Here is a 10,700-nt window from a genome sequence, read left to right as displayed (position 1 = left end):
TGCAAAATGGGAAGTCAGAGAAGAAGAGACCACGGCGCCAGGGGCGCCGTGTCCGTGTGGAGGGAGAGTGTGAGAGGGCCAGCCCTCTTGCCGCCGGGCGGGCCGGTCGATCCGGACCACCCGGCGAAGGTGCGATGACGGCCCGACCCATCCGACGGGGCCTCAGCGCGTCGGATGGGTTGAGCGGGGACGGGATTGCCGCCCCCTTCTGCCGTCGTCACGCCGTGGCGATCACGGCCGGATTGGCGGCCTTCAACGTGGCGGTAAAACCGCTGACGCGGCTGCCGAATACATGCGGCCCGCTGATCGTCTCGAAAGTCGGTGATAGAACCGGGAACCGGATCGTCAGGATGCGGGCAAAATCCTCGATCGGCCGTTGCGGTGATACGGTTTCGCCAAACTGGTCGGTGCCGACGATCAGGAGGTTTCCGGCCAGCGGACTTGCATAATCGGCAACCTCGGTGAAGCATGGGATCTCGTCCATCAAACCGTTGTCGTCGACGATGATGCAATGGTTCCGGTCGATCCTCACCATGTCGATGAGGTTGCATCCGATATGACGGCGAATGTCGGCGAGGCTGTTTGCCGGATCGATCGTCACCATGCGGATGCTGCGGGTTTCGACTTCGACAAGATAGGCATTGAGGGTCATTTTGAAGCTCCTTCGGTTCGCGAAGCGAAGGGCCTTTGGTCAGGAAGCAGGCCCCGCTCCTGCTTCCCGAGTGCGCGCGGAGCGGCGGGTGAGAGGGGGGCAAGGCGCAGGCGCCGGAGGGGGATCACCCGTCCTGCACAAGCCGGCGCGGAAGGACGGGGAGACCGGCGCCTGCACCTTGCTGGGGAGAGAGGGCGGCGCCCTCTTTTCCCGACCAGACCGGGATGAATCGCCAGGGGCGATTTCCATCGGCGCAGCCGAGCGAGAGGATCGTCACCGGGATCGGCGGAGACCGCCTGCGGGCTCCGTTCGCGCAGCGAATAGAGCCGTCCGCGAAGCGGCTCGCCCTGAATGACCTTTCATTCCGTTGATATTCGGATAAGGCGGGAAACGAGAACAGATTGCGAGGACCGGCAGGCATTGAACAAAATCGTCAAGCTCGACGAAGAGCGGCGCAAACGGACAAACCCGTCAAGACCGACAACAGCCGAAAGGGACAGACCGGCAAAACGGCCGAGGTGGAAACCCAGCCGTATCCGACCCAGCAGCATTGTATTGGCGACCATCATCGCTTTGGTGGTGCTTGGTGGATATCTGGTTGCGACGCAGGACATCACCGCTGGTCTCGGACCGCCGATGACCGCACGGGCAAGCGGTTCGATTTCGGTTCGCTTCGGCATCTGTCCGGATGGGCTGCACCGCGACTGCGTGGTCGACGGCGACACGTTCTGGCTTGGTGATCAGAAGATCAGGATTGCGGATATCGACACGCCGGAGCTCAGCCCGCCGCGGTGCGAGGCGGAAAAGATCAAGGGCGAGGCGGCGAAGATACGTTTGCTCGACCTCCTCAATGACGGGGAGTTCTCGCTTGTGGCGGGTGATCGGGACGAAGACAGGTATGGCCGGAAGTTGCGCAGGGTTGTCCGCGACGGGCAGTCCATCGGCGAGATCCTCATTTCGGAAGGTCTAGCGCGGCGTTGGGACGGCGCGCGCCATCACTGGTGCGATTGATCCATCACCATGATGAATCGGTCGGGCCTGACCGATTCAAATCTATGGTTGGACGCGGAATCGGCAATCGACGATTCTGTCGTCATGATGGCGCAGCCCTATCAGCTTTATATAGAACGCAGGGACGCCTCGATGAACATGGCGCGTTACTATGCCATGGATATCTCGGAAACCCTGTTTGGAGAGACCCGGCTGACGCGCCGCTGGGGACGCATCGGCGCGCGCGGCCAGTCGAAGGTGCATATCTTCCAGCGTGAAGAGGAGGCGGTACTTCTGTTTCTCGATCTCGTTCGCCAGAAGCGGACACGCGGCTATCGCCCGGCTGAACAGCAGGTGGAACGAGGCCCGCGCGAGCGGGCCCCGGCAGGCGCCTTATCGGCGCCGGTCCCAGTCCGTCTCGAAGGCGATCTCGATCTCGACGAAGAACGGGATCTTGATTGCGAGCTTGAGGCCGAGTTTGCCTTTACGGAAGAAATGGCCGGCGACTTTGCCGAGTGCGCGCAGCCGGCGACCCGTGGCGGTGAGGAATTGGGCGAGTTGGCGCATGATGTTTACTCCTTTCGATAACGTGTCATTGCGGGGATAGGCCGCGGCCCGGAGAGGCGTGCTGCACCCGAAAGGGCCGCAGCGCATGCGGAGGACCTGCCGGCGACGGAATTTTGCGGCGCGAGGAGCCCAAGGCGGGGAAAATTTCGTTGCCGGCAGGTTGCAGTGCGACGACCGGGCTGCAACATCCCCGATGCCGATGACAGGGGATCGAAAGGAAGGACGCGGCTACGTCCCCGATCTCTACCGGTGGGATGCAGGCTGCGGTGTTGGTGTGGTCGGTGGCGATGCGGAGCGTCGAGCCCTGGCCGCCGGTCGATCCGGCGGGCTGGGCCGGCAACTGCGGCAGAAGCCTCCGTCAGAACGGAGGCTCCGAGGAATGGCTGCCGTCCTGTTCGGCAAGCGCGGCGGCCAGTTCGGCCTGGGCGAGTTCGAGCTCGGCCTTGATCTGACGGCGCTCTGCGGCATCCACTACGGCCCGCATCTCTGCGCGCAACTCTTCAACCTGGATTTCGAGGGCATAGGTCATCGTCGTCTCCTTGACGTTTGTGAAAAACGAGGACCCGCGGCGTGAGGGGATGGCGGGGTCAAGGATCGCGGCACGCGACCGGCGGAGCCGGCGCATGGGGGAGCCGATTTTCTGACCCGGCCCTTCGGGACGGGGCTGAAAATTGGGGGAACCGCGTCCTTGAGGCCGTCATCTCCGAACGGCACAATGGGACGATCTGAGCAGACCCCACCTCTCCGTAAGCGCTAGTTTCGCCGCACCCGTTTTGGTGAAGATCAGGTGTTTTGGCTCTGACGATCGTCAAGTTTTTGAATTAGCGCGTCAGCAGAAGGCCATTGGTATCGCAGCAGCTCGACAGTAGGGTTACCCCATCGCGATACATCACGCTTCTCGATGACTGTGCCATTGAGCTTTTCGTATATTGCAACGGCATTTGTGTTTTTAGCAAATACAAGCAAATGAACTGGCAATTTTTGCCGCTCGCTATCAAATGCTGCGATCGCTTGCTTAAGAAGCGACTTCGCCACCCCACGCTTCTGATATTCCTGCGAGACGTATAGATTATGCAGATACGTACCGTGCTCCTTCTCTTCATTGAAGACGAAGCAGCAAAACCCAGCGATTTCCTGGCCCTGCATGGCTACAAAAATAAGTTGGTCGGTATTCGGCCCAACGAACCTCTTCTCCCACAGCTGTCTTTTTTCAAGCGGAAGTTCATTATCCAGATAATTTTGTGGCAAGACACCGGGGTAAGTGCTTTTGCTCATTACCACATGAAGATCGATAATCATTTCGATATCTGAGACTAATGCCCGACGATATTTCAGCATAAGAATGTTACCCGTCTAACGTGAGACAACCTTGAGGACAGCAATATTGCTGATTGACGGTACGCTGTAAGTTTGGCGTCTGCCAAGACACTATTGCTTAGCTTTCGGGCTCAAGGGTCGATTGAATACGATTAGATGTGGGATATTCGCGTATCAGAGATGCTTCTTGTGTATCGGTGCGCTCTACGAAGTTGAATGGCAGCAGATCGTCGATATTAGCGTCTTGGGATCGCTGCGGCAGTTCGGTGAGGACGTGCTTAAGCCATGCAAATGGTTCAACGCCACATGCCCGACAAGTCAGCATGAGGCTGTAGACGATAGCGCTGGCTTTGGCTCCGTCTACTGTATCGCTGAAGATCCACGATTTTCTTCCTGTGGCAAAAATCCTGATGTCGCGCTCCAGAAGATTGTTGTCGATCGGCATGCTGCCGTCTTCGGTGTAGCGGATCAGATATTGCCACTGATTGAGCGTGTATGAGACCGCATCCTCAAGCTTGCTTTCCGGCAAAACCTTTGGGGCGATTTTGTCGAGCCATTCCTTAAGGGCATTGAGGACCGGAACGCTGTGTTGCTGGCGAAAGCGGCGAATGCAATCAGCCTGCGTTTCACCATCATCCGGTTTTTCATTGCGAGCCTGTTTTTCAATCCGGTAAAGCTGCTCGAAGAACTTCAGCGCCTGCTCTGGCGGTCCGCCGCCTTTCTTTCTGGCGCGCAGCGCTTCGACAAAGCGCCGCCGCGAATGCGCCATGCAACCAATATGCGTTGCACCTCTCAGGGTGCGCCATGCCGTGTAACCATCGCTCATCAGTATGCCGCGAAAGTCACCGAGAAAGGCCTGCGGATATTGCTGCCCGCGACCGGGCTGATAATCGAGCAGCACGATCGGTTCGGAACTGTCTTCGCCGCTGCGGTAAGCCCACATGTAGGACGTGCTGGTGGCAGCCTTGTCCTTCTCCTTGAGCACCTGAACCGTCGTCTCGTCACCATGAATGAGGGACTGTGATCTGAGCTGCAGTTTCAGCGCATCATAGATGCGGGAAAGATGTTTTTCGCTCGAACCGATCACCCAATGACCAAGAGCGCCACGGCTGACAGGAACGCCAGCACGCTCGAAGGCTTTTGCCAGACGATAAAGCGGCGTCCCGTCGACATATTTGTGAACGAGCGCAAAGGCTAGCGTCGAGGCCGTGGCGATGCTGCCCGGCAAGGGCTGTGCGGGCATCGGCGCGATCAAAATCGGGGTTTTGATCGCGGTTCGATCGCAGTTGCGGCACGCGTACTTGAACCGCGCATTCTGCAGGACCTTGGCTTTCACCTCGATGTGAAGCTGCTCGGTGACCAGTTCCCCCATGCGGTGCATCCGCTGACTACAACATGGACAGTTCTTCTGATCTTCGGCAAGATCATATTCGACACGCTCGCGCGGCAGATTGGCAGGAAGCGGTCGGCGTCCAGGTTTCTTACCGAGCGGTTGTCCTGTTTCCGGCAATCCCGTATCCGGAAGTTCAACGGGGTCCGCCCCGGTGTCTGCAAGATCGTCGCTTTCATCCGCTTCCAGAACCGCCTGTTCGGCTTCATCAAAGAGGCGATCGACACCCTTTTCGCTTCGCGGCGCAAAACGATGCAGTCGCGCCAACGCCAGCTCTTCCTCAAGCTTGAAGACACGCTCGTTCAGTTGCTGATTTTCCGCCTGCAACGCAACTATCTGCGCCATCAGATCTTCGACGGTGGGCTTGCCGGTTCGATTCATCCCAATGCTTGAATCGAACGCGGCTCCAGACGTCGATAAACGAATGTAGATTTTGTCTACATTTATGCGCCGGGCTCAAATCCCGTCAGCCGGCAATTCTATATTGACGCACCGGGTGACGAACCATCGCATCGATATCAATGCCATCAAGCAACCAGTGTAATTGCTCGACGTCAAGCTGCATGATTGTGTCCTGACGTTGCGGCCAGCGGAATTTGTCGTCAGTCAATCGCTTTAACAAAAGCACAAAACCTGACCGATCGAAGAACAAAATCTTCATCCGGTCGCGACGTCGGTTGCAAAAGGCAAAGATCGCCGGTGCAAACGGATCGAGCTCCATCTCCTCCTGAACCAGAACCGCAAGGCTGTTGATCCCACCACGGAAGTCGATAGGATCGCGATGCAGATAGACCTGAACGTCAGAAGAAAAATTAAACATCGCTCACCGCTCCGATGACTGCCGTCAATGCACGAGCATCGTCGCATTCCAGTGACAGCTTCACACCGTTGGGCAGCGACACATGCAGCTTTGCCGCAGAGGAGAACGAAGCAGCATTCGCAGGAGCCTGCCGCATCTCGCCAGAATCGCGAACCTTCAAGTTCAGGGCGTGGGCGTCGTCATGCCTGGATACAATATCGTTTGCAGCAGCCTCGATCCGAACCGGAATAAATGCCGACCCTAAAGATGGCGAAGGCCGCAAGGCCTCCATTTCTGTTGCCTTATGCTTACGCACCCATTTGCGCACAAGGTTCGTATTAATCCCGTGATCAATGGCAACACGCGATAGAGAAGCGCCGGGTTCAAGGGCCAATCCAACAACCTGCTGTTTCCATGCGCGATCATAGTGATGGTTCCCTTGTCGGTCCACAAACAGCACATGTGGCTTGGCTCCGTCCGCTCCCATAATTCCCATCGGTGTCCACCCTTTCAATCGGTGGACACCCTTTGCACCACTCCTTTGAGCCAGTGAAGGTGCCGCGAATTGAGCGCTTACACCTCTCCATATGGCACCGGCAAGATGCATGCGGGTTCGATACCCGCCTGCATCTTCATCGTATCGGGAGACACCGGACCTGTTCGCCGGAATTGGAGCATAGAGCGCCGCGGGATCGCTCGCGAGGCGTCAGGAACGCCTGGAGAGGGCACATTTCCTGTGGTTTTCGCGTCTTATCTAACGAATGCGGATGTTTCGCACTTATCGTTGCGGCATCTTCAACTTCATACCGGAAGCTGTGAAACACGAGGAGCCATTATATTATGACCACGACCAGCGAAATTGCAGACAAGATCGCGTCCGAGCAGAACCTGAGCAAGGCGCAGGCCAAGGCGATTGTGGAGAGCGTCTTCCGGCAGATCACCGAAGCGGCGCTGGCCGGTGCGGAGACGTCCATTCCGAGCTTTGGCAAATTCAAGCTGAAGGAAACGCCGGAGCGCGAGGGCCGCAACCCGGCAACGGGCGCGACGATCAAGATCGCGGCCGCGAAGAAGCTGGCGTTTACGCCGGGCAAGGCCGTGAAGGACGCACTCAACGCCTGAGGCATCCCCATGACTAAGGCAAAGCCGGAACCGTGCACGCTGCCCGGATCCGGCTTTGTTGCGTTTTGCGAACGACCCCGCCTCGCGGCGGGGCCATTTGTGGATTCCGGTCATGCGGCCTCGCGGTTCGGGCGGGACCAGACAAGGACGTAGTCGCCTTCCTTTTCTGCCGGCCACAAGGCGGCGTTGATCGGGGCGTTGAAGCTCGGATCGTCGAGCTTCAAGGAGATGTAGGGCTCGCCGTTGGCCGAGACCGAGTTCCAGCCGGCTCCCACTTCGGCGGCGCCGGAGGTGACTCGGAAGTCCGGGGCGTCGCGGGAGACGCGCTCGATGGGATTGAGGCGGGCCTTCATTGCGACGGTTAGAGTGCGAACGTTGCCGACGATGGTGTTGCCGTTGGTGGTGAATTCGCCGATGACTGCCATGACTTGGTTCCTTTCGTGTGATCGGGCTGCGCCCATCGCTGCCTCGATGACGGTGTAAGGACCGGGAGCGATCAGCACTGCACCCCTTCAGGGGCCGGAACGCAGTGGAGGGCGACTGGAGCGGGCTATTTTGGTTCGCGATGCAAAGCCCGGCTCGCCGGGCGGCGGAAAATAGTCCGGGCCGGTCGTTGCGGTCGGCCGATCGAGCCGCAGGCGTCTTGCGGTCACACCAGTTCCATCGAGGTCTGCGTGGGTGCGCCGGTGTCAAGGGCGTTGGAACCTGGCAGGGCGCGTGGTGTCGGCGGTCCCCGGCGTCGAACGGACCCTTTCGGTGGCACGGACTTTCGGGATCGGCCGCATGCTGGCGCTTTGGTCCGGCGACGCTGTTTTCCGGGACGTGGCGTTTTTCGCATCCCCTCCCCTGGCGTTTGAGGCAGCCCACAGGTGGACTTCACCCACGCACTGTCCGCTCTCCTCATGCATGTGACGCATCAGTGGCGGCACCGAATTTCTCGTCGGCAACCCTGCCGAATGGGATGAAGACCGCCATGTCCCTTCTACCGCCCATCAGAACGCGGGGTATAATGTCCGGCGGCCCGATTGCCGACTTCCGCCTCTAAGGGATGGGGCGCGCCCGCTCGCTCGCGCCGGGCTCCTGTCAGACGTGCGATCCGACAAAGATGCCCGGCATAGACGGCAACGGCTTTCCAGTAGACCGCCATCGGCGCCTTGTTCTGTCGCCAGCTGCGTTCGGCGCGTTCCCGCGCGTCGAACGACAGTTCCCGCAGAAGCTCTGCCAGAACCGCACGCGCTTCCGGTGGCAGGGATCGCATTTTTTGCGCCGCGGGCAGTCCCAGAAGAGGGTTGCGCACTTCGGCGCTGGAGGATCGATCAGACACCGCACATACCCTCGCATTCATTCGGCCACAGATCGAGCTGGCCGTGGTCTGCGGCCGTCGACAGGTCCGCCTCTTCAAGTGGCACGGCGGAGCGATGGAGAAAGACCTTGCCGCGAATGCCGCGCAATCCGCTGCGAATGGCGCGGTCGACCTCGACCGCATCGATCCAGGCATCGGTGTCGTGATCGCGCATGAAGCGCCAGCGTGCATCGTCATGGAAGGGGCACCCGATGCAGGCGGATTTCGGGGGCTCGGGATAGTCATGGCGGCGCAGCCACGCAAGGCAGTCGCGTCGGCTCATGCGCTGTTCAATCAGTGGCCAGCGATTGGCTTGCCATGCCTCCCGGCTTGGTTTCATCCTGACGACTTCATCTGTCGAGATGCCGATCCATTGTTCCACAACCGGTTCGCCGGGAGACCGCCGGCGTGTTAGCCCTGCAAGCTCGCGTACCTTCCTGCGGATCGGAACGATCTTGTAGTCGGAGGTGCATTGGCGTCGGATCATGCCGATCGAGATTGTCTCGCTCCTGGTTCGACGGGTGCCGACTGTGACGATTTCACCGTCCTCGTCTTCATCAAGGATCGGCACACAGGAACCGACCGGCGTTACCGTGCGGGTGAAGGCGGGAATGGAGGCCCAGCGGTTGCCAGCACCTGCCTCCATGAGCTGGCTACGGATGTTTCCGTTCGAAACGATATGGACCGGAAAAGGCAGGACATTGGATGACATCAGCCATGCGAGATGATCGTAAACGGCCTTCGGTTCCCATCCGGTGTCTGCGAAGATGGCGCAATCGGGCATCGGGCCAATCTCGCCATGCGCCGCCATCAGGGCCATGTTGGTCGATTGCACGCCAGCACCGAGACTGAGCGTCCTCAGCCTGATTTCGGAGGATCCTGTGACATGGTCCGGGACAAGTGGAGAATACGCCATCAGCCCGCCTCCCCGTTCTGGTCGCGGAGCCAGCGGCGCAGGTCGCGTCGCATCAAGCCGATGGATCGATTGATCTCCGTGATCCGGGCGTCGCCTGCGACATAGCCCGCTTTGCGAAACAGATCGACAAGGTGCCGCATGACGTCGAGATAGAGATACCCGCCGGTGAGCCCGACATCGCAAAAGGCAAATTCCCGATGCTCGGTGAACAAGGCGATGTGCATTCCCGGATATTCGCCGGAGGGCATGACGCGGGCATGAGAAGTGGGACGCGGCCAGCGTGTTCCGAGATCGCCGCTCTTCATCGCCGCGACCATCGTTTCGGTCATACGGGCATCGTAGATCTCGATCGGCATTTCTGCGGCCCCGAAGCCGAGATGGACGGAAAGAACGGCGACTTGCGCCTTTTCCCTTCGCGGATCGACCGTGCGCAGCGTTGGCCAGAGCGGGCCATCGTAGCAGTCGATGGCCGGCATGTATCGGGGACCGTCTCGTTTGGTCGCCGAGCACGCGACGATGGGCAATCTTATGCAAGGGATGGCCATCACGCAGCCTCCCTGTGTTCAGCGCCGTTCGGCTGCAAGCCATGCAGATAGGCGGTGGCGCGTTGCGCGTGGGCCGCCGCCTGGAAGATTGCACGCTTGTCTTCGCCCAACACCTTCAACCATGAGTGGAGGTAACTTGCATGATCGGGCCGTGGTTCGAGCTCGGGCGAGATCCCCAGGTCTGCGGCTAGAAAAATGCTTCCCAGCTCGGCAATTAGCTCTTCGCGGCTGCGCTCCGATCTGTCCTTGGCATAGCGGCTGAGGTCGCGTCCGACCCGCTCCGGACTTGCCGTCCAATGGGTTGCTTCATGACTCAGGGTTGCATAGTAGCTTGCCCTATCCTTGAACGTCTCGAAGGGTGGCATCTGTATGTAGTCCATGACCGGCGAATAATAGGCCTGGTTGCCGCCATGCCGGATAAGGGCACCGGTGTGGCGAAAGAACCGGTCAGCGTGTTCGAGGCGCTCGACGGGATCGATCTGCGCGACCGGGCGGTGGTAATAATGCTCGGGCAGACCGTCGATTTGTTCGACATTGAATACATTGTAGGCCTTCAGGAACGGTATCTCCCGATCGACCTCGCCGCCTCTTCCATCGTCCTCGGACTTCGTGAAGCGGCTGGCGAAAACGACGGTGGAACCGGTCTCGCCCTTGCGCACGGCAGCGTCAAGCTGCAAAGCCTGTTTGAACGTCATCCAGGTCTGCGAGGAGAAGCCTCGCGCGATACCCTCCGACCACAACAGGAGGACGTTCATACCGGAATAGGGCTGTTCGTTATGGCGCAGCGGCCGGGTAACCCGACCAGCCGCGTTGGCGGAACTCCAGGGTTTCATCCACGGCCGGACGCCCTTCTCCAGCTCGGCGATGATCCGGTCGGTGATCCGTGAATAGATATCGCTTCGATCGCTGTGTTCTTTCCTGCTCATATTCCTTGTACCTCCATTCAGGAGGCCGCGCCATTGCGGCCCCGTCGCGGAGGGACAAGGGCAGGAGCGGTCAGGTGGTGAGCCGCACCGGAACGGCCGGAACGAAGTGGAGGACGGCGCAGCCGTTGCGGCTTGCC

The 10,700-nt window shown here is 59.6% G+C and carries 13 protein-coding genes and 1 pseudogene; 3 read left to right on the top strand and 11 right to left on the bottom strand.

Annotated features, from left to right (window positions below):
* Positions 1-217: 217 nt before the first annotated feature.
* Complete coding sequence (locus tag RNA01_RS22255) at positions 218-652, bottom strand: DUF3846 domain-containing protein (RefSeq protein WP_147182306.1); 435 nt, start codon at positions 650-652, stop codon at positions 218-220.
* Between the two features lie 555 nt (positions 653-1,207).
* Here RNA01_RS22255 and RNA01_RS22250 point away from each other — a divergent pair.
* Both RNA01_RS22250 and RNA01_RS24240 read left to right on the top strand, forming a co-directional pair.
* Positions 1,208-1,663 (top strand): thermonuclease family protein, encoded by a 456-nt coding sequence (locus tag RNA01_RS22250; RefSeq protein ID WP_284727932.1) that lies wholly within the window; start codon positions 1,208-1,210, stop codon positions 1,661-1,663.
* Between the two features lie 9 nt (positions 1,664-1,672).
* Positions 1,673-1,933 (top strand): annotated as a pseudogene (locus tag RNA01_RS24240) (WGR domain-containing protein); the annotation flags it as partial.
* A gap of 634 nt (positions 1,934-2,567) precedes the next feature.
* Here the strand turns inward: RNA01_RS24240 and RNA01_RS23800 are convergent.
* The 5 genes from RNA01_RS23800 to tnpA all read right to left on the bottom strand — a co-directional run bounded on the left by RNA01_RS23800 (position 2,568) and on the right by tnpA (position 6,211).
* Positions 2,568-2,738, bottom strand: coding sequence for a hypothetical protein (locus RNA01_RS23800; protein WP_011982966.1), 171 nt, complete (start codon positions 2,736-2,738; stop codon positions 2,568-2,570).
* Positions 2,739-2,992: 254 nt separating this feature from the next.
* On the bottom strand, positions 2,993-3,508 hold the full coding sequence (locus RNA01_RS22240; protein WP_170253612.1) for a GNAT family N-acetyltransferase: 516 nt from the start codon (positions 3,506-3,508) through the stop codon (positions 2,993-2,995).
* Positions 3,509-3,644: 136 nt separating this feature from the next.
* Positions 3,645-5,297, bottom strand: coding sequence for an IS66 family transposase (gene tnpC, locus RNA01_RS22235; RefSeq protein WP_235916843.1), 1,653 nt, complete (start codon positions 5,295-5,297; stop codon positions 3,645-3,647).
* Positions 5,298-5,382: 85 nt separating this feature from the next.
* On the bottom strand, positions 5,383-5,736 hold the full coding sequence (gene tnpB / locus RNA01_RS22230; protein ID WP_055971843.1) for an IS66 family insertion sequence element accessory protein TnpB: 354 nt from the start codon (positions 5,734-5,736) through the stop codon (positions 5,383-5,385).
* Positions 5,729-6,211: an IS66-like element accessory protein TnpA gene (gene tnpA, locus RNA01_RS22225; RefSeq protein ID WP_162244898.1), complete on the bottom strand. Its 483-nt coding sequence runs from the start codon at positions 6,209-6,211 to the stop codon at positions 5,729-5,731. Before tnpA ends, tnpB begins: the two co-directional genes overlap by 8 nt.
* A gap of 344 nt (positions 6,212-6,555) precedes the next feature.
* Between tnpA and RNA01_RS22220 the strand changes: the two genes are divergently transcribed.
* Positions 6,556-6,834 (top strand): HU family DNA-binding protein, encoded by a 279-nt coding sequence (locus RNA01_RS22220; RefSeq protein ID WP_055971840.1) that lies wholly within the window; start codon positions 6,556-6,558, stop codon positions 6,832-6,834.
* Positions 6,835-6,944: 110 nt separating this feature from the next.
* On the opposite strand, the gene RNA01_RS22215 is transcribed toward RNA01_RS22220, so the two are convergent.
* The 5 genes from RNA01_RS22215 to RNA01_RS22195 form a co-directional block, all read right to left on the bottom strand.
* Positions 6,945-7,259, bottom strand: coding sequence for a DUF736 domain-containing protein (locus RNA01_RS22215; protein ID WP_035226669.1), 315 nt, complete (start codon positions 7,257-7,259; stop codon positions 6,945-6,947).
* A gap of 557 nt (positions 7,260-7,816) precedes the next feature.
* Positions 7,817-8,158 (bottom strand): hypothetical protein, encoded by a 342-nt coding sequence (locus RNA01_RS22210; RefSeq protein ID WP_200943437.1) that lies wholly within the window; start codon positions 8,156-8,158, stop codon positions 7,817-7,819.
* Entirely contained in the window at positions 8,151-9,092 is a 942-nt protein-coding gene (locus RNA01_RS22205; protein WP_147182305.1) for a hypothetical protein, read from the bottom strand. The genes RNA01_RS22210 and RNA01_RS22205 overlap by 8 nt, the downstream gene beginning before the upstream one ends.
* Positions 9,092-9,568: a hypothetical protein gene (locus tag RNA01_RS22200; protein WP_235916842.1), complete on the bottom strand. Its 477-nt coding sequence runs from the start codon at positions 9,566-9,568 to the stop codon at positions 9,092-9,094. The genes RNA01_RS22205 and RNA01_RS22200 overlap by 1 nt, the downstream gene beginning before the upstream one ends.
* A gap of 68 nt (positions 9,569-9,636) precedes the next feature.
* Entirely contained in the window at positions 9,637-10,563 is a 927-nt protein-coding gene (locus RNA01_RS22195) for an ArdC family protein (protein ID WP_055971832.1), read from the bottom strand.
* Positions 10,564-10,700 lie beyond the last annotated feature (137 nt).

It is taken from the genome of Paenirhizobium naphthalenivorans, from assembly GCF_007992095.1.
GTDB lineage: Bacteria > Pseudomonadota > Alphaproteobacteria > Rhizobiales > Rhizobiaceae > Allorhizobium > Allorhizobium naphthalenivorans.
Note: the sequence above shows the minus strand (reverse complement) of the source record. Positions and strands in the feature narration are given on the sequence as shown.

Coding starts and splice junctions, on each gene's coding strand:
- tnpA (WP_162244898.1), bottom strand. CDS start 6,211: ATGGGAATTATGGGAGCGGACGGAGCCAAGCCACATGTGCTGTTTGTG.
- tnpC (WP_235916843.1), bottom strand. CDS start 5,297: ATGAATCGAACCGGCAAGCCCACCGTCGAAGATCTGATGGCGCAGATA.
- RNA01_RS22200 (WP_235916842.1), bottom strand. CDS start 9,568: ATGCCGGCCATCGACTGCTACGATGGCCCGCTCTGGCCAACGCTGCGC.
- RNA01_RS22255 (WP_147182306.1), bottom strand. CDS start 652: ATGACCCTCAATGCCTATCTTGTCGAAGTCGAAACCCGCAGCATCCGC.
- RNA01_RS22215 (WP_035226669.1), bottom strand. CDS start 7,259: ATGGCAGTCATCGGCGAATTCACCACCAACGGCAACACCATCGTCGGC.
- RNA01_RS22220 (WP_055971840.1), top strand. CDS start 6,556: ATGACCACGACCAGCGAAATTGCAGACAAGATCGCGTCCGAGCAGAAC.
- RNA01_RS22195 (WP_055971832.1), bottom strand. CDS start 10,563: ATGAGCAGGAAAGAACACAGCGATCGAAGCGATATCTATTCACGGATC.
- tnpB (WP_055971843.1), bottom strand. CDS start 5,736: ATGTTTAATTTTTCTTCTGACGTTCAGGTCTATCTGCATCGCGATCCT.
- RNA01_RS22205 (WP_147182305.1), bottom strand. CDS start 9,092: ATGGCGTATTCTCCACTTGTCCCGGACCATGTCACAGGATCCTCCGAA.
- RNA01_RS23800 (WP_011982966.1), bottom strand. CDS start 2,738: ATGACCTATGCCCTCGAAATCCAGGTTGAAGAGTTGCGCGCAGAGATG.
- RNA01_RS22240 (WP_170253612.1), bottom strand. CDS start 3,508: ATGATTATCGATCTTCATGTGGTAATGAGCAAAAGCACTTACCCCGGT.